This window comes from Capnocytophaga sp. HP1101, from assembly GCF_054772415.1.
Window position 1 is genome coordinate 1 of sequence record NZ_BPUU01000015.1, and the last position, 22,634, is coordinate 22,634.

At 36.8% G+C, this 22,634-nt stretch carries 18 protein-coding genes, 1 tRNA gene and 1 pseudogene; 3 read left to right on the forward strand and 17 right to left on the reverse strand.

Features of this window, described 5'->3' with window-relative positions; genetic code table 11:
• Nucleotides 1–168: 168 nt before the first annotated feature.
• From RCZ04_RS09245 to queA, 3 genes are all read left to right on the forward strand, one after another.
• Nucleotides 169–1,872, forward strand: a complete 1,704-nt coding sequence (locus RCZ04_RS09245; protein WP_460485754.1) for a bifunctional alpha/beta hydrolase/class I SAM-dependent methyltransferase — start codon at nucleotides 169–171, stop codon at nucleotides 1,870–1,872.
• A gap of 106 nt (nucleotides 1,873–1,978) precedes the next feature.
• Nucleotides 1,979–2,051: transfer RNA gene (locus tag RCZ04_RS09250), tRNA-Pro, on the forward strand.
• A gap of 222 nt (nucleotides 2,052–2,273) precedes the next feature.
• Nucleotides 2,274–3,323, forward strand: coding sequence for an S-adenosylmethionine:tRNA ribosyltransferase-isomerase (queA, locus tag RCZ04_RS09255; protein ID WP_460485755.1), 1,050 nt, complete (start codon nucleotides 2,274–2,276; stop codon nucleotides 3,321–3,323).
• Between the two features lie 331 nt (nucleotides 3,324–3,654).
• On the opposite strand, the pseudogene RCZ04_RS09260 reads toward queA, so the two are convergent.
• From RCZ04_RS09260 to RCZ04_RS09340, 17 genes and pseudogenes are all read right to left on the reverse strand, one after another.
• Nucleotides 3,655–4,316: pseudogene (locus RCZ04_RS09260) on the reverse strand (SanA/YdcF family protein).
• A gap of 38 nt (nucleotides 4,317–4,354) precedes the next feature.
• Nucleotides 4,355–5,518 (reverse strand): sigma-54-dependent transcriptional regulator, encoded by a 1,164-nt coding sequence (locus tag RCZ04_RS09265; protein ID WP_203083715.1) that lies wholly within the window; start codon nucleotides 5,516–5,518, stop codon nucleotides 4,355–4,357.
• A 138-nt stretch (nucleotides 5,519–5,656) separates the two neighbouring features.
• Entirely contained in the window at nucleotides 5,657–6,208 is a 552-nt protein-coding gene (locus RCZ04_RS09270) for a thioredoxin family protein (protein ID WP_460485756.1), read from the reverse strand.
• A gap of 30 nt (nucleotides 6,209–6,238) precedes the next feature.
• Complete coding sequence (gene lpxK, locus RCZ04_RS09275; protein ID WP_460485757.1) at nucleotides 6,239–7,240, reverse strand: tetraacyldisaccharide 4'-kinase; 1,002 nt, start codon at nucleotides 7,238–7,240, stop codon at nucleotides 6,239–6,241.
• Nucleotides 7,241–7,273: 33 nt separating this feature from the next.
• Nucleotides 7,274–8,941: an ATP-dependent nuclease gene (locus RCZ04_RS09280; protein ID WP_460485758.1), complete on the reverse strand. Its 1,668-nt coding sequence runs from the start codon at nucleotides 8,939–8,941 to the stop codon at nucleotides 7,274–7,276.
• Nucleotides 8,942–8,944: 3 nt separating this feature from the next.
• Nucleotides 8,945–10,279, reverse strand: coding sequence for a restriction endonuclease subunit S (locus RCZ04_RS09285; RefSeq protein WP_460485759.1), 1,335 nt, complete (start codon nucleotides 10,277–10,279; stop codon nucleotides 8,945–8,947).
• A complete protein-coding gene (locus RCZ04_RS09290) occupies nucleotides 10,266–12,542 on the reverse strand; it encodes an N-6 DNA methylase (protein WP_460485760.1) in 2,277 nt (758 codons plus the stop codon). The genes RCZ04_RS09285 and RCZ04_RS09290 overlap by 14 nt, the downstream gene beginning before the upstream one ends.
• A gap of 9 nt (nucleotides 12,543–12,551) precedes the next feature.
• Nucleotides 12,552–13,229 carry a DUF2459 domain-containing protein gene (locus tag RCZ04_RS09295; RefSeq protein ID WP_460485761.1) on the reverse strand — a complete coding sequence of 226 codons (678 nt, stop codon included), beginning with the start codon at nucleotides 13,227–13,229 and terminating at the stop codon, nucleotides 12,552–12,554.
• 76 nt (nucleotides 13,230–13,305) lie between these two features.
• On the reverse strand, nucleotides 13,306–14,319 hold the full coding sequence (locus RCZ04_RS09300; RefSeq protein WP_460485762.1) for a Rossmann-fold NAD(P)-binding domain-containing protein: 1,014 nt from the start codon (nucleotides 14,317–14,319) through the stop codon (nucleotides 13,306–13,308).
• Nucleotides 14,319–14,849, reverse strand: coding sequence for a ferritin (locus tag RCZ04_RS09305; protein ID WP_460485763.1), 531 nt, complete (start codon nucleotides 14,847–14,849; stop codon nucleotides 14,319–14,321). Before RCZ04_RS09305 ends, RCZ04_RS09300 begins: the two co-directional genes overlap by 1 nt.
• A 269-nt stretch (nucleotides 14,850–15,118) precedes the next feature.
• Nucleotides 15,119–15,979, reverse strand: coding sequence for a glycosyltransferase family 2 protein (locus RCZ04_RS09310; protein WP_460485764.1), 861 nt, complete (start codon nucleotides 15,977–15,979; stop codon nucleotides 15,119–15,121).
• The gene (locus RCZ04_RS09315) at nucleotides 15,980–16,660 is read right to left on the reverse strand and encodes an ABC transporter ATP-binding protein (protein ID WP_460485765.1); all 681 of its coding nucleotides are present in this window, start codon (nucleotides 16,658–16,660) and stop codon (nucleotides 15,980–15,982) included. It lies immediately after the preceding gene.
• Entirely contained in the window at nucleotides 16,657–17,247 is a 591-nt protein-coding gene (locus tag RCZ04_RS09320) for a Maf family protein (RefSeq protein WP_460485766.1), read from the reverse strand. The genes RCZ04_RS09315 and RCZ04_RS09320 overlap by 4 nt, the downstream gene beginning before the upstream one ends.
• Before the next feature lie 70 nt (nucleotides 17,248–17,317).
• Entirely contained in the window at nucleotides 17,318–19,150 is a 1,833-nt protein-coding gene (locus tag RCZ04_RS09325) for a DUF349 domain-containing protein (RefSeq protein WP_460485767.1), read from the reverse strand.
• A gap of 127 nt (nucleotides 19,151–19,277) precedes the next feature.
• Entirely contained in the window at nucleotides 19,278–20,432 is a 1,155-nt protein-coding gene (locus RCZ04_RS09330) for a cysteine desulfurase family protein (protein ID WP_460485768.1), read from the reverse strand.
• Between the two features lie 21 nt (nucleotides 20,433–20,453).
• On the reverse strand, nucleotides 20,454–20,717 hold the full coding sequence (locus RCZ04_RS09335; protein WP_460485769.1) for a DUF6722 family protein: 264 nt from the start codon (nucleotides 20,715–20,717) through the stop codon (nucleotides 20,454–20,456).
• A 37-nt stretch (nucleotides 20,718–20,754) separates the two neighbouring features.
• A complete protein-coding gene (locus tag RCZ04_RS09340; protein ID WP_460485770.1) occupies nucleotides 20,755–22,614 on the reverse strand; it encodes an SLC13 family permease in 1,860 nt (619 codons plus the stop codon).
• Nucleotides 22,615–22,634 lie beyond the last annotated feature (20 nt).

A 22,634-nucleotide genomic window follows, 5' to 3' on the forward strand; every position in this document is an offset into this window, starting at 1 on the left:
AGTCCCGCTCCGAGTACGATCTTCAATCACTACTTACGAAGAGAGGTAGTGATTTTTTGTTGTTATATACTTCTTAAATATTAATTTTAACAATACAATTATTCATCGCTTTTATTGTTTTTATCATTAAAATGCGTACCTTTGCCTGCACAATAAAATAACAAAACAATGAATACAGGTTTTTTCAAGAGTTATCAAGGAGCAGAGCTATATTTCTACGAATGGAATTACAAGCCTCAACAAAAAACACTTATTGTAATACATCGCGGTCACGAGTACGGTGAGCGTTTGCAGGAATTTGCTACGCACCCGCTATTTGCGTCGTACAATATTTTTGCTTTTGATATGCGTGGACACGGACATACTAAAGCTGCGGTGTCGCCTGCTTTTATGGATTCGGTAAGAGATTTAGACGCTTTTGCTAAGTTTTTGCATCAAGAGTACGATGTGCGGGAAGAGGATATTTTTATGGTAGCCAACAGTATAGGAGGGGTAATTGTATCGGCTTGGGTACACGATTTTGCACCTCGTATTGCTGGAATGGCTCTTTTAGCTCCTGCTTTTGAAATTAACCTGATAGTACCTTTAGCAAAGCAAGCTATAAAATTGGCATTAAAAGTAAATCCTAAGCTTGTTGTAAAGAGCTATGTAAAGTCGAAAATGCTTACTCGCGACCCTGAGCAACAACGCGCCTACGATACCGATAGGTTTATCACGCGGTCTATCAATGGAAAGTTGCTTATAGATTTAGCGAATGCAGGTAAGCGTTTGGTAGAAGATGCAGCTGCTATTAATGTTCCTACGCTATTGCTTTCAGCTGAAAAAGATTTTGTGGTAATTAACAAACAGCAAAAGCAATTTTATGTAAATCTATCTTCTGAAATAAAAGAGTTTATTACTTTAGAGGGTTTCCACCACGGAATTCTATTTGAACAGGGCAGAGAAGAAGTGTATAAACTACTTGAGCAGTTTATCAGCAGAGCTTTTGAAACACCTGTTTTGCCTTACTCTTTACAACCAGATACTTTTACTCAGAAAGAGTACGAGACGATGCAATATGAACTCATACCTAATAGAGAAAGATACTACTACCAATTTCAGAAATGGGCACTTAGTAAATTGGGATACCTTAGTGGCGGAATGACAGTGGGCTTGGAGTATGGTTTTGACTCAGGAGCTTCAATGGACTACGTCTATAAAAATACTCCTCAAGGGAAATGGGCTATAGGGAAACTAATGGACAAGAGCTATCTCAATGCTATAGGGTGGCGAGGTGTTCGCATACGCAAAACACACTTGTTAGAGCAGGTAGATAAGGCGATACAAGCTCTGCAAGCAGAAGGAAAGAAAGTGAAGATATTAGACATCGCTGGTGGTGTAGGCAATTATTTATTTGATATCAAAGAGAGACATCCAGAGGTAGAGATTGTTATCAATGAGTTTTTGCTTGCTAATATAGAGAAAGGCGAACAAATCATCAAAGAAAAAGGTTTCCAAGATATACGATTTACGAATTACAGTTGTTTTGATGCCAATACCTACAATAAGTTAGACTATAGTCCTAATATTACTATCATATCTGGTATTTTTGAGCTTTTTGGCGACAATAAGTTAGCTAATGAGGCGGTAAAAGGAGTTGTTTCAATTTCAGAAAATGGTGGTTGTCTTATTTACACGGGGCAGCCGTGGCACCCACAGCTCAAAACAATAGCTTTCGTACTTAAAAGTCATCAGGAGAAAGATTGGGTAATGCGTCGCCGAAGTCAGCGAGAGTTAGATGGCATTTTTGCTCTCAATGGTGTAGAGAAGCAAAATATGTTGATAGACGATTTTGGTATCTTTACGGTTTCATTAGGGAGGATAGAGAAATAACACCTTTCAGTATATCAAACAAATAGCTATTGTTATAAAATATTTTGTTCTATTTATTTGGTAGTTTCTGTAAAAGGTAGTAGTTTTGCGCTCTGAAAATAAAAATCGGGATGTGGCGCAGTTGGTAGCGTACACGTATGGGGTGCGTGTGGTCGCTGGTTCGAGTCCAGTCATCCCGACTTTTTTTATTTTATACATAGCTATTTTACAAAGAAATAAATAAGGTTAATCTTCCTTTTTTGTGTCTCTATTTTATCCTTCTTTAGAGCCTTATTTCTTAAATGTACATCTGCAGTTAGATATTTATTTAATGATGGAGAGCAATACAGATTGTTTAATTCAACATAAGAGTTAAGACATCATTTATAGACCGATGTGATGATTATTATATTAGAAAATATATGAAACTTTCAAACTTTAACTTTGAACTTCCCAAAGAGTTATTAGCTGAATATCCCAGTGAAAACCGCGATGAAGCACGCCTAATGGTGATACATCGCAAAACAGGAGAAATTGAACACAAGTTGTTCAAAGATGTAATTGACTATTTTGACGATGGAGATGTGTTTGTACTCAACAATACTAAAGTATTTCCTGCTCGTTTATACGGTAATAAGGAAAAGACCAAAGCTAAGATTGAGGTATTTTTATTGCGAGAGCTCAGTGCTGAACAACGCTTATGGGACGTATTAGTAGACCCTGCGCGTAAAATACGCATAGGTAATAAACTTTATTTTGGCAAGAATGCTGAATTGGTAGCTGAGGTGATAGATAATACCACCTCTCGCGGTCGTACCCTTCGTTTCTTGTATGATGGTACTTATGAAGAGTTCCGTCAGCATCTTACAGAATTAGGACAGACTCCCCTTCCTAAATATATCTCTCGTCCTGTAGAACCAGAAGATGAAGAGCGTTACCAAACTATCTATGCTAAATACGAAGGGGCTGTAGCCGCTCCTACTGCTGGTTTGCACTTTTCTAAACACTTGATGAAGCGTTTGGAAATAAAAGGTATTACCTTTGCTGAGGTAACTTTACACGTAGGGTTAGGAACATTTAATCCTGTAGAGGTAGAAGATCTTTCTAAGCATAAAATGGATAGCGAGGAGATACATATTCCTGAAAGTCAAACAAAGATTATCAACACTGCCAAAGAAAATAAAAAACGCGTATGTGCTGTAGGAACTACTGTAATGCGAGTGTTGGAAAGCTCAGTATCGTCTGATGGTTTTCTTAATCCGTTTGATGGGTGGACGAATAAGTTTATTTTTCCGCCATATGATTTTAGTATAGCCAATGCAATGATTACTAATTTTCATACACCTAAATCTACTTTGTTGATGATGGTATCTGCTTTTACGGGGCACGATCTTATTATGCGAGCTTATAAAGAAGCTGTAGAACAGAAATATAAATTCTATTCTTATGGAGATGCTATGCTTATTCTATAAGAAAATTATTTTATATAAAAAGGCGACTGAGACAGTTTCTGTCTCAGTCGCCTTTTTTATCTTAGATAATATCAGTTTGATATAATAAAATATTATTTTTTATTACTCGTGAGATCTGCACTTATCCTGCAGTGTTACGACTATTTAGTTTCGTATAACGCCATCATTCCTTGAAGTATACACCCAATATAAATTACTATAAATAAAGTATGTATACACCTTTTGTATAACAATCGTCCAAGATTCGTATAAGCTTCCTATAAGCTTTGTATAAGCTAAAGATAAGATTTTTTCAACTAAAAAAACACTTTCCCACTTGTGTATAATTTCTTTAATCAATCTTTTCACCTAAAAATTTGGGTTGTACTTCAAACCACAAATCGAGGAAGAGTTTAGTACGTGCTAAATACTCTCGCAGGCGAGTTTTCAGTCCGTAGTAGGCGGTAACATCTTGAGCATTAAAGCCTATCGCCTCTATGCCGTTATGGCGTGCTAACCTAAGGCACGCTCGTTGTGAAAACGCTGTGATATGACAATAAACAACTCATTGCCAAATACTTCTTTGGCTCGTACGACTGAGTCTAAAGTTCTAAAGCCTGCATAGTCTAAGATAATGTGTTCTTCGGGGATTCCTCTTGCCATTAAGGCTTGTTTCATTTCTTCGGGTTCGTTGTAGTCATTTCTATGATTGTCGCCACTCACTAAAATATATTCAATTTTTCCTGCCTCATATAGCTGCACGGCAGCCTCTATTCTATAAAGAAAATACTTATTGGGCGCCCCACTTTTTAAATAAGGATTGGTTCCTAAGAGCAAACCTACTTTATGTGCAGGCACCTCAGCAACTTGAGTGTACAACAAGTTTTTAGTCTCTTTAGTTACCTGCACGTTACAAGCAATGATTACTAAGAGCAACCACAGTGATAGTAGGACTGTAACTTTCCAAAAGCGTTTGGTTTTTAAGGGTTTTAGAAAAGATTTTATTTTGTTCATTCTGTTTAGGTAAGAAGTAAGAGGTAAGAGGTAAAAGGTTACTTACCTGCAAAGGCTTTGACATCATCTTCTGAGATTTCCTTACCTCCTAAGATAATGAGTCGTTCTACTACATTACGCAATTCGCGAATATTACCTGTCCAATCTTGCTTTTGGAGAAGTTCTACCGCTTTTTTGCTAAATTTCTTGGGACTAATACCTTGTTCTTCGGCTATTTTTACTGAAAAATAATCAATAAGCAACGGAATATCATCTCTTCTTTCATTGAGTGAAGGTACACGAATAAGAATTACTGCCAAACGATGGTACAAATCCTCGCGGAAACGACCTTCGGCTATTTCTTTTTTCAAATCCTTATTGGTTGCGGCTATCACTCGCACATCTACATTGATATCTTTATCGCTACCTACACGGGTAATCTTATTTTCTTGCAAAGCACGCAATACTTTGGCTTGTGCAGAGAGACTCATATCACCTATCTCATCTAAGAAAATCGTACCATTATTAGCAGCTTCAAACTTACCTGCACGATCTTTAACTGCTGAAGTAAATGCCCCTTTGATATGCCCAAAGAGTTCACTTTCTATCAGTTCTGAAGGGATAGCAGCACAGTTCACCTCTATCATAGGGGCTTCACTGCGCTCACTCTGGTAGTGGATAGCGTGAGCTACCAACTCTTTACCTGTACCATTAGAACCCGTGATGAGTACACGAGCTTCGGTAGGCGCCACTTTTTCTATCATCTGACGGATTTGTTGCAAAGGAGCACTTTCTCCTATCATCTCATAGCTCTTGCTCACCTTCTTTTTGAGGTGTTTATTCTCTGCTACTAACTTCTTCTTATCGAGAGCATTGCGTACTGTATTGAGCAAGCGATTCAAATCGGGTGGTTTTGAGATATAGTCATAAGCCCCAAGACGCATTGCATTTACAGCGGTCTCAAGGTCGCCGTGACCAGAAATCATTACAAAAGGGATTTCAGGTTTCACTTTTTTAATCTCGGTGAGTACCTCCATACCGTCCATTTTAGGCATTTTGATGTCGCAAAGCACCAAATCGTAGTCCTCTTTTTTGAGTTTTTCTACACCTTCGATGCCATCAACCGCCTCCTCTACTTCGTACTCTTTGCTTTCTTCTACTAATATTTTGCTGAGCACACGGCGAATAGCCGATTCGTCTTCTATGATAAGTATTTTTGCCATAATTCTAATTTGCCAATTTGGTGCGAGTCGCACGGGCGATTAATTTGCCAATTTATGTGGCAAAGATAATAAAAAAATAAAAAACTCTTGACATTTTGCCAAGAGTTTTTCGCGTGTGTTTATGAAAAAGTGTATTTATTAGTTTTTGAATGTAGGTTTGAACTTTGACTGATATACTTGGAACTCTTGTTGGTTAGTAATGTTTTTATGTTCGTCATTTTTGAACATTTTCAAGTAGAGTTCTAATTGGGTAGGTGACATATAGCCAGTGATACCTGTAATCAAATCGTTTTTCTCGTCTAAGAACACCATTGTAGGGTATGCTTGCACTTGCAAGTAATTAGTGAGCGGGTGGAGTGAGTTGCGCGATTGAGCTCTTGCAGGATCATAATCCTTATTCTCAAACTTTTGACCTTTGTAATTTACTACTTCGTTACCTTCACCATTGAATTTCACAGCGTAGTAGTTATCATTTACATAGTTCACTAAGTCTTTGTTCTTAAAGGTGTTATTAGCTAACATTTTGCAAGGACCACACCAATTAGTGTATACATCTATAAATATTTTTTTAGGTTTTTTCTTTTGAGCAGCAATAGCTTGATCAAAAGTCATCCATTTAATTTCCTGAGCTTGAAGGGTAGCAGTTGTTGCTAAAACAAAAGCTACAATAGCGATGAGTTTTTTTGTCATAGTTGATAAAAGTTTGAAATTATTTCGTGTTTACAGATTTTCAAAAACCGTGCCAAATGTATGTTCATCGGCGGGAGTGAGGAATTGCATTGCAATAGGTAGATAGTACAAGTTTTGCAAATGAGGTTGCAGGCGCACATAGTCTTTTTCGGTAGTGAGAATACATTTGTCTTGCAATTGCTGTATTTCTTCTGAACTAAAATGGTGATGATCGGGGAAGTTTAAGTGCTGAAAATCTGCTCCTTGTTCTTTTAAATACACTAATAGAGGTTGCGGATTAGCAATACCTGTTACCAGCGTAAAAGGTTTTTTGATAAAGTTTGACAAAGAGATAGCTTCATCTTGTTTGAACACTTGTTCATCATAAGCTATAGTAGCAAAAACTATAGGGCAATGAGTCTTTTTTTGCAACTGTCTTTCAATAAAGGAACGTTCACTTTGAGACAAGGATGTAGGACATTTGGTTACTACCACTATATCAGCTTGTTGCACTCGACTTACTACATCACGGAGTCGCCCCATTGGCAGTAGCCAATCGTTAGTAAATAACTGTTTATAAGCTGTAAGTACTATATTGATTTTTGCTTTTACGGGACGATGCTGGAAAGCATCGTCTAAAATGATTACTTCGGGAGGCTCTGGTAGCGCAAGCATCTGCTCTATTCCTTCCACTCTATTACCACATACAGCTAATATAATATTATCTTTAAATTTCTTCCAGAACTGAAAAGGTTCATCGCCTAAATCGTATACTGTACTATTTCCAGTAGCTAGTACAAAACCTTTAGATTTGCGTTTATACCCTCTGCTCAAAACCCCTACTCTACACTTAGTAATCCACTGCCTAATAAGATATTCTACCATTGGACTTTTACCTGTCCCTCCTACCGCTACATTGCCCACGCAAATAGTAGGCACCACAAAAGTATGTACTTTAAAAATACCAACGTTATAGCACCAATGGCGCAGACGAACGATTGACCCATAGAGCAGTGCAAAGGGGAAAAGAACTATTTTAACAATTAGTTTCATTATCAATCCTTTTTAGCATTTCATATAACATTTTTAATTAGAGGATATAATTTTATTTAACTCAGTTAATAAAACTTTAAATCCTTCCATACTTTGCTTTGTACAATCATTACTTTCACAAAATTTAGGCAATAAATCTCCCTTTAATATTTCACGTATTGTTGGAAATTCCTTAAAGGATTTAGAAGTTTTTATATATTGTTGTTTGAGACACTCTATTGATAATTCTTGTATATCATCCTTACTAAAATAATCTTCTATAACAAAGTTTTTGTCATTATTATTATCTCTACAAGGAAGCATAAGAAAATGAATATTATCCCTATATTTTTCAGTTAAAACATCTTTTCTTTCTCTACTACTATTGCTAAATATCTTTTTATACACCTTATATCCAGCATCGTCTCTATCAACTAAGACAATTATTTTCTGTTCATCTTTAAGAGTTATGATATCAATTAAGTTTTTAATATTTTCGTCATCAGTTCCCCCAACCCGTAATATCTGAAAATCTAAATTAGGAAACTCATCTTTGTATAACTCTATTGCCTTTTTTATATATTTATCATCTGTTTTTCCTTCTACTATTAATATATTTGATTTAGAAAACAACAATTTATATATATCTCCTTGATCAGCTAAGTACTTGGTAACTTCTACTATGTCTTTGAACTCTTTAACTTTACCTTTTTCTAAGCAATAGATACCTTCTTTTGGAATAGCTTTAGTCAATGTAGGTGAATGGGTAGTGATGATTACTTGTCTATTTTGTTCATACTCTTCTAACACTTTTTTGATTTGAATTTTATTACTAAGATGTATATGAGCATCAGGCTCATCAAGGATAAATAGGCTGTCCTCTTGTGCCGCAAACTCTAAAGCAGCTTTGATGAGTATCATTTTCTTTTCACCCTCACTAAAATCTTCTATTTTTAAATTATCATTGTATTCAATGATAATATTTTCTAGTATTTTTATATCTTTTGGAGTAAAGGCAATGTATAGATATTTAAACACCTCATTTATATCATAGTTTTTTATCACTTCTTGTAATTCATCTAAAGTGTATTTATCTTTAGCATCTATAGTAGATATAAACTGTAATACATTATTGCTTGGGTAACCCTGATAGTTTTTTTTAAATTCAAATTTTACAGAATGTACATTATTAATTCCTAAAATCTCTTCACAGAATTTATCCTCAGGGTTATTAAACTGATTGAGTAGCAAACACAATAGAGAAATGTGCCAATAAAATTTATTCAGATAAAGCATTTTAGGAAACTCTTCTTGAAAACTTTTGCTTATTTTGGATATAAAATCGTCATATATTGGCTTATAATATTCTCTCCATAGTCTATCTTCTTCGCCACTATAGATAGCTACAATTTGTTTAGGTAGGAAACTATAAAGGTCTGAATTTTCTTGATTATCTATTTTAGTAGTAACTGATAACTCATTTTTAGTAATCTCAACAGTTCTCCCATTAAAGGTAGTATATACTAATGAAAAATTAAAGGGAATATCCTTTTGCTTTTTGTCATACAAATGCTTAAAAATAGCACTTATAGCTTCTAACAAATTACTTTTCCCACTGCCATTGTTTCCTATAAAAGCCATTACCCCTGAAGTATTGTTCTCTAATGAAACATCAAGGTTTTTAAAGGCTTTATTGGCTATTTTAATTTCTTTGATTCTCATAATTTAGCTGAATATAGTTTGTTCAAATTCTTGTTCTGCTTGTTGTTTTAGGAGTGTTGCTCGTTCTCGTAAGATTTTTATTTCATTTTTATAAGTGTCTATTTGGGTTATAATAGCTTGTTGAGTTTCTTTAGGAGGAATGGGAATTAATATATTCATTATTTTCTCCTGATTTACTATAGGAAGGGTTGCTTTTGTTTGTTCCTTAGTTGTTACATTCTTAAAATAAGTGAAGTAATAATAAACATATTCTGTTAATAACATATTCTCATCAACATTAAATCCTGTAATTTGTTGATTGCTTGTTGCAAATTCATTACCTATTATACCTACTTTCCCAACAGTTGAACCTATGCCTACAAATAATAAAGTGTTTTTCTTAAACACTCTTACTTTCTTATCTTTAACGGCTAAGAGCGATACTTTTCTATCAGCATTCAATAAAATCTTATTGTTAATATCTGAAGGAGTATAAAAATTGATATCTCCTCTAAAATATTCTTTTCTACTTGTAGGAGGAGTTGTTCCTGTTGCAATTTCTACAATGTATTCTCCCATTCTATGAATAGAATATTTTGATTTCAAAGAACTTTCTCCCATTAAAAAAGGTATATCCCAACGTTCCATTCTTTTTGACTCTATAATATTTAAGCCTATTTTTTTTCTTTTATCTAATTCTTCTATTCCTAAACTCTCAAACAGATAGGTTTCAATGTTTTTTTCTAAAGTTTCAGCTTGTTGCTCATAAGTTGTAGCTTGAGTTATTTTATCGTAATAGTTTTTTACAATAGCTTCTTGCTCGGATATTGAAGGAAGGGGTATAGAAAAATTTAAAAAAGATTCTTCTTGTAAATAGTTTCTATTTGTCGTGCCAACACTTGCGGATTGGCTTAAGTCTTGAAATTGTTTTGTTTTCGTGATTAATTGTAAAAAGTATGGATTGATTACATTATAATTAACATCAAAAGTCCAAAAATTACCTGTTATCACACCACCTTCAAGTTCTTCAGGCACAACCCCAAAAGCCCCATTTCTAGCATCAATTTTTGACAACAAAAATTGTCCTTTTTTAATAAGGAATTGACTTTTAGTACCTATTTTCTCCCCTTTAACCTTATCTCTTAAAGAAATACCAGCGCCATTTATTCTAATAGTAGGACGCTTATAATAATTGTTATCTTCAATTTTTATAGAAGTTTTATTTCTTGAAAGGAAAGTTTTTATCTTTACTAATTTGTATTTATTTGAGAATCTTAATCTTTTTTCTAAGATACTATAAGCACTCCAACTTTCTATATTGCTAAATCCTACAAATTTTAATTTCTTATAAGTTTTCATACTTGCTTTTTTGATAGAAAATTTCGGGTTCTCCAACTTCTTTATCTGCTATTTGAATGCGATATACAAACTCATCTTTTACATCGTACTGAATGCTTTCGGTAAGTTTTCCCCACAGATGATTTTCAGAAGTATATTTTTTAAATTCTTTAGCCAAGGGTTCTAATTCGTTTTCTATGACAGCTCCTGTCGTACTAATACCTGCTTTTTCTACTTCGGCAATAGGAATAGTATAGTTGAACTCTTCTTTAACAATAGCTTTTATTTCTTGTTCTTTTTTAGCTTCAATATTTTTCAATTCGGCTCTCAGTTGTTTTTTCTCTTCTGTAGGTAATGCTTCTTTGCCTTTTTTAGCTAATTTCTGTTGGATATTTGCTACTTCCTCAGCATATTTAGCTTCTATTGTGATAGTTGCTTTACTCTTAATAATTGCATATTGTAGCGCTTCTTCTTCTGTAAATTTTTTAAAAAACAACAAACTAGGTTTTACCGTAGCGCCGCTTGCTATAAACACATCTTGAGGAATAGATACGATTAGCAATATTTTTGCTTTGCTTTCTACATAATCTCGTACTTTTTGCAAATTACTATTGTTAAGCACACCTTCAGGAAGTACTATCCCCATTCTACCTCCTGGTTTGAGCAGGTTCAAGCATCGCTCTATAAAAAGCACTTCAGTAAGGGTACTCATTGCCCCCATTTTATAGAGGCTCACGAGAGGTTTCCCTATATTGTTATTCACTTGCTTTAATGCTTTATTATACTCATCACCATATCGTTTTTGGTATTTTTTGATACGTTCTTCATCAGTATATTTATCAGCTTCTGTAATTTTCAGTGATTTCTCTACACGTGCTCCAAAAGGAGGATTGGTAAGAATCACATCAAATCGGTTTTCAAAAATGCCGTTTACATTTAGTAACCCATCATTGTGGTGTACACCTCCGTGACCATCACCGTGCATTATCATATTCATTTTGGCGGTACGGCTCATTCTAGGGTTGGCATCGGTTCCAAAAATACAATCATAACTCAATGTTCTAATTCGGCTTTTGTCATTGTTGATATTGAGTTCTTCATTTAACTGGGAGAAGAATTTATTTACTTTGTCGTCTATTTTTTCTTTTTCGGCATCTGATAGTTTTTCGTAGGTTTCAGTGTAATATTCTTGTTTGATGAGTTCTTTTTTTTGTTGGACTTTAGCTTCTATTTCTGCACGGACATACTCGAAGGCTTTTATTAAGAAACCACCTGAACCACAACAAGGGTCACAAATAGTTTCTGTTTCTTGAGGATCTAAGACTTCCACCATAAAATCCACAATAGTCCGAGGGGTGAAAAACTGTCCTAATTCTCCTCTGAATGTTTTTCCTAAGAACTGTTCAAAGGCGATTCCTTTTACATCATCGGAAGTAGTGGAAAGATTGTATATTTCCAATTCTTTTACAATAGCTTCAAAGCTATTTTCTCGTATTCTAATGATTTCAGTAGGTTCAAAAAGGTCATCATCTCTAAAATCTTCTTTAGTTTTCTCAAACAAAAGTTGATAAAAATCTTTATCTCCCTTAGATTTATATTTGTCATAACTTTCTTTATCAGCTCTGAAAGCTTCTAATGAAAATATTTGATTTTCGGAATTTGTTCTTTCATATCTAATTTTTATAAATAGTATCTTACTAATTTCATCAAAAGCAGCTTCAGGTGAAAGTTTATCATTATTCCTAATTATATTATGGCATTTAAAAAGTAGTTTAGAAAACTCATCTCGAGTAAACGCTTTGGTCTGTTTTAAGAGCTCGTTTATTTTTTTTTCGCTCTTCATTTCTTCAGCAGTAGGGATATTGACTACTTCCTCAAGTTTTTTAGGGATATGCCCTTTGATAACCTTAAATATGCGTGTTTCTTTTAGATTGGTTGTTACAAAAAAATCAGCACCTGCCCACGAAGCATAGTTGTAACCTTGAAAGTAATCCTCTTCGCGAATTGTAATATGTTCAGCTTTACATTCTACTACAATCACGGGACTTTTGGAGGCTATTTTATCAGCTTCGCTTTTATAGACATTAATATCAGCTCTTGCTCTTCCTTGCCCTCTTTGAGAGTTAGTAACTCCTACTTCTTGCTCCATTTGTTTCAGATCAAAACCATAGGAATTAACCAAACGGCAAATGTATTCTTGTCGTACTTTTTCTTCAGGTTTCAATACCAACCATTTATCCTTTAATGGTGCAAAAATTTTATTATCTTTTATTTGAACTTCCATTTTAAAAAATTAATGTTTATAATGCCTAAATATTCCTGAATCGGTGGCAGTCCAGAGGGCGTATTTTTGTCCGGCAGCGCGAAGCCCATAGTCTGCCCAAGTGTTGCAGGTATAGAGAAAGTTGTAAGTACTTTTGGCTTCGTAGAAAGCATCAGTATTGCCGTAAACGGCATTGGTGGGTATAGGTATATATTTACCTTGTGCATCTTTGTCGAACTGCTGGTCGATATAGCTTATCAAACGCTTGTATTGTGCAGCTGTAAGAGTTAGTTGTGCTACTTTTTCATATCCTTCGGCACCTCCTAAATAGGTGGTGTGCATAGCCGAATCACTCATCCAAAAAGCAGCTTTTACTGCTGTAGAGAACTTTAAATCAGCCCAAGTAGGGGTATTGAGGTAAAAGCCTTTGTCGCCCCAACCAAAAGCCAACCAATCGCCTCTCTTTTTTCCTTTGGTATCCTTTGGCGATACTTTGGTCGTCCAATCAATATACTCGTTTTGGGTAGGGAGTACCAAATCAGTGTGGGCACCATTGGAGAGGAGGTAAATGGTGATAGTTTTAGGGTCTGCTGTCTTTTCGGCTGAGATGGGAATCAGCGGTAAAACAAGGCAGAACAGCACGTATAATATTACAAAGCCTACTACGAAGAGTAGGAATTTGAGGAGGTATTTTAGGAGTTTTTTCATATTTTTTATCTCGCACGGATTTTTATTTTATAATACACTTTGCTAAAGTCGCAAGACTTTGACAAAGCGTAGGACACTAAAGTGATTTTTTATCTCTTATTTTGTTACAGATGTTTTGAATGACTTCGTCGATCTTGCTATATTGAAAATTGATGTATTGCTTTATTTTATTGCCGTTGTAGGTGGTGATCGTTCCTAAAGCATCGGCTGATGAGAGGGTGAGGGTGCATTTTTTGAGTGCAAAAAAGCTCAAAAAACCGTCTAAACGCGCTAAAAAGCGCAAGGTTTTGTGTGAAATCTTTTTAGAAGGAGCTTTTACGCCTAAATTTTGGGCTATTTTTTCAAAAATTGATTGATAGGTGAGGTTGGCCGTATTCAGCACAAAGCGTTCACCTGTTACTTCAGAGAATTGCAAGGCGATCATTGCGCGCACCACGTCATCTACGGTCACAAAGCCCGTACCCCCAGTGGGGTAATAATTGAGTCCGTTAGCCACTTTTTTGAACAACAAGCCTGAACCAGAGTCGTAAAAACCAGCTCCTAATACTACCGATGGATTGACTACCACCACAGGCAATCCCTCTTGAGAGCCCCGCCATACTTCCATCTCACCACCATTTTTGCTAATGGCATAGTCGGTATTATTTTCTTCGCTATTCCAATCGTTTTCCTCATCAATAGGCGTATGTGGTAAGGAAGAAAGGGTAGCTACGGAACTCACGTAGCAAAGTTTTTTCACCTTAAAATCAATACAGAGGTTCACAATATTGGCGGTACCTTCCACATTCACTTTGAGGAGTTCGGGGAAATCTTTAGGTTGAAACGAAATCAAACCCGCGCAGTGAAAAACAAAAGTAACACCCGCAAACGCTTGTTCGAGCGCTGGAATGTTACTTAAGTCGGCTTTTACCCACTCGATAGAGCGGAATTGTTCCGCTCCATCGGGGGACTGTGCTGTGAACAGTTGTTGTATTTTGTCTAACGAATGGGCATTGCGATAGATAGCCCTTACTTTATGCGCCTTGTTTTGAGTGAGGTAAAAAAGCAAGCGGCTACCAATGAGCCCTGTTCCGCCAGTTACTAAGATCATTATTTTTCGTCTAAAGGAATACGTTCGTCGATGAGTTTGAGGGCGATAGGAGAATCGTTCTCGTTGTAGAACTCGAACAAATCGAGGATAGAGTGTACCAAACGCTCTTCTTCCAACTGTTCTTGAACGAACCATTGCAAGAAGTTTTCGGAAGCGTAATCATCTACTTGGCGTGCTTTTTTGAAGATCGCAAAGATAGATTGGGTTACTTTGATTTCGTGCTCTAAAGTCTTTTCATACACTTCTTTAAGAGATTCAAACTCTTGTTGTACTTCGCCTACTTTAGGAGCAAAAGCGCGAGCGCCATTCTCGTTGAGGAAGCGGAAGATTTTCATCATATGGTCTCTTTCTTCCACAGCGTGGTCATAGAAAAACTCGGCACTGCGAGAGTAGCCATTGATTTCAGCCCAAGAGGCCATTGCCAAATAGAGAGAGCTCGCTTCAGCTTCTTTGCTCACTTGGTCGTTGAGGAGGTTAATAATTTCAGGGTGCAAACTGGTTTGCGTTCTGGTGTACTTGTGTTTTGTCATTTTTAAAATTTGCTTTCAAGTTTCTTAGTTGGGGGCAAAGGTACAAATAATTTAATATATAAAAATATTTTGCTTTCAGAATTATTTCGTTCTATCTCTATCTTGGCTTCACTTTGGGTTCGCGTTACCTTCGTCTTTTGTTCGTCTTTTGTTCGTCTTTTGTTCGTCTTTTGTTCGTCTTTTGTTCGTCTTTTGTTCGTTCATTTATTATCTGCGTGTCGTGCTACGACTGCCCGTGTAGCTTAAACCCTTATTTTGGTATTACTTTTTCATCTTTTGATTTTCACTACTCTACTGAAAATCCCCTTCCAGCGGTATTGTCTCACCCATTTACCTTCTTCAGGGGTGAGTAAATAAGGCTGTTTTTCTCGTTGGGCTTTGAAAAAACCTTTCCAGTAATCTATGAAGAGTTTAGCACTGTGTTTTCTTATGGCTAATTTCATTGCTGCCAATAAAGTAAGGATAATACCATATCTCAGACGATAGAACACACTTCCTTGTAGGTAACGAGCATTGCTTTTATAGCCAGCGCCTGTAGGGCGCAAGTGTTTTACGTGAAGTGTTTCGTCAGTTTGTACTGTCCAACCGTGATAGCGAGCCAATAGTTCATCAGCGGTGTCCCAGCCCATTGCTATTTTGAGTCCACCTATAGCTTGAAAACACTCTTTCCTATACGATTTTACAGCACCTCTTAGGTGGTCTTTATTAGTAAGATTTTCAAGTACCCACGATCCGTCTTTTTTAATATAGCAAAAACCTCCAAACATTCCCAATTGAGGATTGTTATTATATTGCTGTTGCATTGTCTCAAGATAGTTGTTAGGAAAAATGAGGTCGGCATCAAATTTGCAAATCACCTCTATAGCTTCTTTTAGGTAAGGAAGTCCATAGTTGAAGGTCTGCACTACTTTAGCCCCAGGTAAATGTTCGCCTTTTTCACCGCGTTGTACCAATTGCACTGCGGGATATTGAGAGGCGATACGGCTCACCACTTCGGGGGTAGCGTCGGTGGAGCCATCGTCTACTACTACAATTTGATAAGGAAGGTAAGTTTGATTGAGCAGTGATAGGAGAGTAAGCTCTATACTTTCTGCCTCATTATAAGCCGGTATTACAATTCCTATATTCATTTAGTGAGCGCTATCAGTTTCTATAAGTCCGTCCTTCAAGCGGATAATGCGTTTGGCATAACGAGCAATGTCTTCTTCATGAGTTACCAAGATAACGGTATTCCCTTTTTGGTAGATTTCGTCAAAAAGGTTCATTATTTCGTAGGAAGTTTTAGAGTCGAGATTTCCTGTAGGTTCATCGGCTAAGATGATAGAGGGGTGATTTACCAAAGCACGTGCTACAGCTACCCTTTGGCGCTGTCCTCCTGATAGTTCATTGGGTTTGTGAAGCATACGGTCGTCTAAACCTACTAATTTTAGTACTTCTTTAGCGCGCTCGTGTCGTTTTTCTTTTTTAATCCCTGCATATACCATTGGCAAAGCTACGTTGTCCAAAGCCGTAGTGCGTGGCATTAGGTTGAAGGTTTGAAATACGAAGCCTATCTCTTTGTTGCGGATATCAGCCAATTCGGAGTCGGTCATTTTACTCACGTCTTTGCCATTGAGAATATATTCGCCTGAGGTAGGTGTATCCAAACAACCTAAGATGTTCATCAAGGTAGATTTACCCGATCCTGAAGATCCCATTAAGGCAACGTATTCCCCTTTCTCAATAGAAAGATTGATTCCTTTGAGCACGTGCAGTATTTCAGACCCTAATCTAAAATCGCGCTTGATATTTTTAATCTCTAATAAACTCATTTTCTTTGCTGAATCTTTTGATTTAAAAAATGTAGTAGTTTTTCAAAAGCTTTTCCACGATGACTGATGCAGTTCTTTTCCTCTTGGGTAAGTTCAGCAAAAGTTTTGTTTAAGCCTTTAGGGATAAAAATAGGATCATAGCCAAAGCTATTGGTGCCTATAGGAGTTGTGCCAATATGTCCTTCAGCAATTCCTTCAAAAGTGTATACACCATTGCCTAAACACAAAGCAATCACTGTTTTGAAGTGTGCCTCTCTATGCGATGTGCCTTCCATATTTTTGAGTAGTAACTGCATATTATCCTTGTCGTTCTTCTGCTCGCCCGCGTATCGTGCCGAATATACCCCAGGAGCATTGTTCAGAGCTTGAACTTCCAATCCTGTATCATCAGCGAAGACATTGCAATGATAGTGTTCTTTGATGTATTGCGCTTTTAACAGAGCATTGCCCTCAATAGTAGCAGCAGTTTCGGGGATATCCTCATTGCAATTGATATCGCTTAAACTCAATAATTCAATGTTTTTGGGCAAAAGAGCTTGTATTTCGTTTAATTTATGGGGATTATGTGTAGCAAATACTAATTTCATACCTATATAAAACTTGAAAAGAGGTTACTTAGTTAGCAAACCTCTTCTCAAACTATGAAAACAATTAAAATTATTCTTTTTCTTCAGTGTTTTCTTCTGAGGCTTCAGCTAATTGAGTTTTTTGCAAATGCTTTAGCTCTCGAAGTTTATTCTCCCACGTTTTAAGGTTTTCTTTTTGGTTATTGATATTCTTAATCACATCGCGTACCAAAGCGTTCTTTTCATCAATATTGCCAAAGAAAGCTAAGTTATTTTCTAACTGTAGTATCTCTGATTTAAGTTCCTCAATACGTCTTCTTACAAAAATCACTTCATTATTGAGAGAGTTCTCATTGTCGTCGTTGATGAGTCGCTCTAACTTGTTGTTGTACTTGATAAGCTCTATTTCTTGTTTATCAAAGTTCAATTTCTTGTACAACGCATCAATAATCTTGTGGAACTTAATATCAATAGTTTTTTTAGAATGATGGGTAGCTCCTAATGCGTTCCATTCATTTACAAAGTTTTGCAGGGTAGCTATTTCCTTATCTCTATCTGTGCCTAATTGGTATTCTTTGAGTTTATCCAAGAGGGCTTTCTTTTTTTCAAGGGTATCAGACTCCTTGTTTTTAGAATGTTGAATAGTTTCAGCAAACCTACTAAAATAGGTATCGCACGCTTTCTTGAACTCTTTCCAGATCTTCTCTGTATTTCTAAGCGGTACACTTCCTATTTCTTTCCACTCTCTTTGAATGTTCTTCATCAGTTCGGTAGTAGCTTCCCAATCGGTACTATTTTGGTTAGTTTTTGCTATCTCTAATAAAGCTAATTTCTTAGTAAGGTTCTCTTGTTGCTCCTTTTTAAGGAGTTTGTAGAACTGGTTTTTCTTCTTGTTAAAGGTGCGCAAGGCTACATTAAAAGCTTTCCACACTTCATCAGCTTGTTGCAAAGGCACTTTCCCTACATTCAGGAACGACTGGCGTAACTCTTCTACTTGCTTTGAGAGTTGTTTCCAAGCGCTGTGAGTAGAGGCTTCTTTCTCACCGAGCTTCTTAATGCGCTCAATAATATGCTGTTTCTTCACCGCATTTTCCTCGTATATCTTGTCTAAGTTCTTGAGGTAATATTGGCGTTTGTCGTGTATTTTCTTCGTCAGTTCACTGAAGCGTTGCCATATACTTTCGCGGTGTTCTTTGTCTACAGGCCCTATCTCCTCTTTCCACACACGGTGTAACACTTGTAGCTCACGAGAGGCAATAAGCGCATCTACATCGTCTTGAGCTAATACTTCAGCTCGCTCAATAATTTTTAACTTTTCTTCTAAATTGCGTTTGAAGTCGATATCGCGTAAATCTTTACTGAGGTGTATATAGTCATAGAAGTTCTCTACGTGATGGTGGTAGGTATTCCATAAGTCCTCGTAGTCGGCATTAGATACTGCACCCGCCTTGCGCCAACGTTCTTGTAATTGCTGGAATTGCTTGAAAGTAGTCCCTAAATGCTCTTCGGCATTGAGAAGGTTTTTGAGTTCTTCAATGATTTCTCGACGTTTGGCAAGGTTTTCTTTATGAGTCTTTTCAATCTCTTTATAGTATTGATTGCGCTTTTTGCGGTAATCGTTAAAGGCAGTATAGAACTCTCTATAAATAGGGATTTCGTAAGAAAAGTTATACAATTCTCCTCCATCGGCTATGAACTCTTCTTTTTTCTCTTCTACGAGAGCGTCGTATTTTTTATCGAACTCATAACGGATAGCATCTACTTGCTTTTTGATAGCTTGGGTTTTCTCAGTTTGGAGTAGTTCTTTTAGTTCTTTCGTTAGTTCACTAAGAGACATTGCCTCATAGTTTACTAATGAAGCTTCTTCTAAACGATTGTCCTCGCGGTTATCCTCTATGGCTAATGTGTTTTTTTCCTCTGACATATCTAAGATTTAAATGCAACTATTGTTTAAAAACGCTACTAAATTACAACAATATTTTGAATTACCTACTATTTTTATGTAAATATTTTTTTGATTTATGTCTAATGTAAATGTAAGTAATTTATTATCAGTGATTATTATAAGTGACTTCTTTAAGACTTTGAATGAGAAAATCGACCTCTTCTATAGTATTAAAGACTGAAAACGAAAAGCGCAACGAGGGATATTGTATTGCTTCCTCAGGCAAAAAAGCCGATAATACGTGTGAGGTTTCCACACTGCCACTTTGGCAAGCACTCGCTTTGGAACAAGCAATGCCTTTTAAGTCTAATTGAAAAAACAGAGTACTATTTTGGGATTTCAATTGAGGAAATCCTACATTTACAATGGCATAACTGCTTTCTTCTAAGTTCTCTGATGTTCCATTGAATACTGCATCAGGGAAATGTTCTTTTACCTGCTTTATAAAATAACGCTTTAAACCTTTAAGTCTTTCAGTATTTTCATTCAATTTATTATACGACAGACTAAAAGCTACTTCCATACCAGCTATGTTATGTACAGATTCAGTCCCCGCGCGCAAGCCTTTTTCTTGCTCTCCTCCCGTAATAATCCCGTGCAAAGGAATGCCTTTCCTGATAAAAGCAAAGCCAACTCCCTTTGGTCCGTGAAATTTATGAGCTGAAGCTGTGATAAAATCAACAGGAATTTCTTGCAAATTGATAGGGTAGTGCCCCACCGATTGCACTGTATCCGAGTGAAAATAAGCGTTGTATTGCTTACAGAGAGTTGCGACTTCTTTCAGTGGCAAAATATTCCCTATCTCGTTGTTTATATGCATTAAGCTCACTAATACCTTTTCTTCAGTATACTGCTGTAGCAAACGCTCTAAATGAGCGAGGTCTACTTGCCCTTTTTCTGTAAGGTTTACATAAACTATCTGTACAGGATATTCTTTAGCTAATACCTCTAAGGTATGCAACACAGCGTGGTGCTCTATTACTGAAGAAATGACAATTTGTACGCCTAAATCACGCACACAACTGCGTAAAATAAGATTATTAGCTTCAGTACCCCCTGAAGTGAATATAATTTCAGAGGGTGAAGCATTTAGTTGTTTTGCAATTTGCTTCCGACTATATTCAATAAGCGACTTGGCACTGCGCCCTAAAGCGTGCGTAGATGACGGATTGCCATAAGTATCCCTCAATACCTCCGTCATTTTTTGTATGACTTCTGGGTAGATAGGGGTAGTAGCCGCATTATCAAAATAGACTTTCATAGTTTTGAGAGGAAGAAATAGCTATGCTCTGTTGGTAGCCGTATTATTTCTGTTATTATTGTTCTTTCGGTAGTTTTTGTTACGGTTGTTATTGTTTTTATTCACCGCTCCTTTTTTCTGTTTAGAGAGGAAAAGTCCTACGATAAGCGCTATAAGTGCAACTGTAAGAGCATACCAATAAGCATCGTTGCACGCAAAAGTTGAATTAATAAGTGGAGCGATTAATAAACCCGCAAATACGTATTTAGATACGTCTAACAAAAAATCTGAAATTCTTTTTTTCATTCTTTACTTTTAAAATTTTCGGCAAAGATACAACTTTTTATTGAAATGGAAACAATAACGGTAAAACAAACACCATTACTATCCCCATAATAATTTGCAACGGTAAGCCTACTTTCACGTAATCAGTAAAAGTATAACGCCCTGCTGACATCACCAAAGCATTGGGAGGAGTCGAAAAAGGAGAGGCAAAACACATACTCGCCCCAACGGCTACCGCAAACATAAAAGCGTGAGGTTGTAAGCCTAACGATAAAGCTGTCTTCATCGCAATTGGTGCCAACAATACGGCTGTGGCGGTATTGCTGATGAACATTGTCATCAGTGAAGTGGTGAAATACACACCAGCCAAAAGTATATATGGACTTTTATCGCCTAAACTACCTACTAATGCATTGGATACTAAGGCAGATACCCCTGTCTTCTCCAAGGCTAATGCCATAGGCAACATACCCGCAATGAGCACGATGCTTTCCCAGTTAATAGTTTTATAAGCAGCTTCGATATTGCGCAATGCTCCTGAAATTACCATCAGTAAAGAGGCTATAAGTACCGCAGTAACAGGTGCTATAGGGATAAAATCGAACATCATTGCTACTACCATCCCTACCATTATCAAGGCAGCAATAGGAGCTTTGTGAGTGAGCGTTACCTTCGATGCCTCGGCAAGAGGTTGCCCCAATACTACCAACTGACTCCTTTCTGCGTCCATCTTAGCGATGTGCTCCCAAGTGCCTTGCACCAGTAGTATATCACCAGCGTGCATCTTCTCATCTTTAAGATTTTGCAAGATATAGTTATCTTTGCGCTGAATACCCAAAATATTAAGTCCGAAGTGTTCGCGCAATTTACTATCACTAATGCGGGTGTTTACCAATTTAGAGGCGGGCATTATCAATACTTCTGCAATTCCTATATCGTGGAAGTGCAACTCGTTGGGTAAACGTTGTTCAGGGTGGTGAGTATCGAGGAAGTTCAGATGATTTTCGGCGTTCATCTGCTCAATAGCTTCAAAATCACCACGCAAGTAAAGAATATCTCCTTCATAAATAACGGTATCAGCATTTACTACCTCTTGATTACCTGTTTTGAAGAAAGGATTGTTAGAAGTAGGTTTACGTCTAATTTCTAGTACAGAAATGTGATAACGTTGCGAAAGGTTGATTTCTTTGAGCGTTTTACCTATAAATAAAGTGTTTCCTTCTACTAATACGCGGTATAAGTTGTTAGAGAGTTGATATTCACGTACCAAATCGGTAAGTGATTTGCCATTTCGGTTCCCTTCTTGCTTAGAATCACCTTTTTTAGAAAGAAAAAACTTACTGGTGGGAATTAAAACTAACAGTCCTATTGCCAAACACACCAATCCCACTGGAGTAAAGGAAAAGAAAGTGAGTTTATCGTAGCCGTTTTTCACTAACTCTCCATCGATTACCAAGTTAGGAGGCGTACCGATGAGCGTCATCATACCGCCCATACTACTGGCAAAAGCCATAGGCATCAGCAGGCGACTACTGTTGATGTTACCACTCATTGCCATACTCACCACTATGGGCATCATCAAGGCTACCGTACCTGTATTGCTTACAAAAGCCCCAATAAAAGCCGTAACGAGCATTACCAAGATAAGGAGTTTTACCTCGCTATCGCCTGCCAAGCGTAAGATTTTACTGCTCATCATCTTTGCTAATCCCGTTTGGAAGATAGCGCCTCCTACCACAAAGAGCCCTATCATCATCACTACTACCTTGTCCGAAAAGCCCGATAAAGCTTGCTCAGGGGTTAATATGCCAAAGAGCACCAAGAGCACTAAAGCACACATAGCTACCAAATCGGAGCGCACCTTCCCGCTCATAAAAAACAAAGCCGATATAAAAAGAATGATAAGAGTGGTATACATAACAAATTAGTTAATTAGCA

Excerpts from the sequence above, each read along its gene's own strand:
- RCZ04_RS09340 (WP_460485770.1), bottom strand. The coding sequence starts at position 22,614 with ATGTATACCACTCTTATCATTCTTTTTATATCGGCTTTGTTTTTTATG.
- RCZ04_RS09265 (WP_203083715.1), bottom strand. The coding sequence starts at position 5,518 with ATGGCAAAAATACTTATCATAGAAGACGAATCGGCTATTCGCCGTGTG.
- RCZ04_RS09270 (WP_460485756.1), bottom strand. The coding sequence starts at position 6,208 with ATGACAAAAAAACTCATCGCTATTGTAGCTTTTGTTTTAGCAACAACT.
- RCZ04_RS09320 (WP_460485766.1), bottom strand. The coding sequence starts at position 17,247 with ATGAAATTAGTATTTGCTACACATAATCCCCATAAATTAAACGAAATA.
- RCZ04_RS09285 (WP_460485759.1), bottom strand. The coding sequence starts at position 10,279 with ATGAAAACTTATAAGAAATTAAAATTTGTAGGATTTAGCAATATAGAA.
- lpxK (WP_460485757.1), bottom strand. The coding sequence starts at position 7,240 with ATGAAACTAATTGTTAAAATAGTTCTTTTCCCCTTTGCACTGCTCTAT.
- RCZ04_RS09290 (WP_460485760.1), bottom strand. The coding sequence starts at position 12,542 with ATGGAAGTTCAAATAAAAGATAATAAAATTTTTGCACCATTAAAGGAT.
- RCZ04_RS09300 (WP_460485762.1), bottom strand. The coding sequence starts at position 14,319 with ATGATCTTAGTAACTGGCGGAACAGGGCTCATTGGTAGCCGCTTGCTT.
- RCZ04_RS09310 (WP_460485764.1), bottom strand. The coding sequence starts at position 15,979 with ATGAATATAGGAATTGTAATACCGGCTTATAATGAGGCAGAAAGTATA.
- RCZ04_RS09330 (WP_460485768.1), bottom strand. The coding sequence starts at position 20,432 with ATGAAAGTCTATTTTGATAATGCGGCTACTACCCCTATCTACCCAGAA.
- RCZ04_RS09280 (WP_460485758.1), bottom strand. The coding sequence starts at position 8,941 with ATGAGAATCAAAGAAATTAAAATAGCCAATAAAGCCTTTAAAAACCTT.
- queA (WP_460485755.1), top strand. The coding sequence starts at position 2,274 with ATGAAACTTTCAAACTTTAACTTTGAACTTCCCAAAGAGTTATTAGCT.
- RCZ04_RS09305 (WP_460485763.1), bottom strand. The coding sequence starts at position 14,849 with ATGACAAAACACAAGTACACCAGAACGCAAACCAGTTTGCACCCTGAA.
- RCZ04_RS09315 (WP_460485765.1), bottom strand. The coding sequence starts at position 16,660 with ATGAGTTTATTAGAGATTAAAAATATCAAGCGCGATTTTAGATTAGGG.
- RCZ04_RS09245 (WP_460485754.1), top strand. The coding sequence starts at position 169 with ATGAATACAGGTTTTTTCAAGAGTTATCAAGGAGCAGAGCTATATTTC.
- RCZ04_RS09325 (WP_460485767.1), bottom strand. The coding sequence starts at position 19,150 with ATGTCAGAGGAAAAAAACACATTAGCCATAGAGGATAACCGCGAGGAC.
- RCZ04_RS09335 (WP_460485769.1), bottom strand. The coding sequence starts at position 20,717 with ATGAAAAAAAGAATTTCAGATTTTTTGTTAGACGTATCTAAATACGTA.
- RCZ04_RS09295 (WP_460485761.1), bottom strand. The coding sequence starts at position 13,229 with ATGAAAAAACTCCTAAAATACCTCCTCAAATTCCTACTCTTCGTAGTA.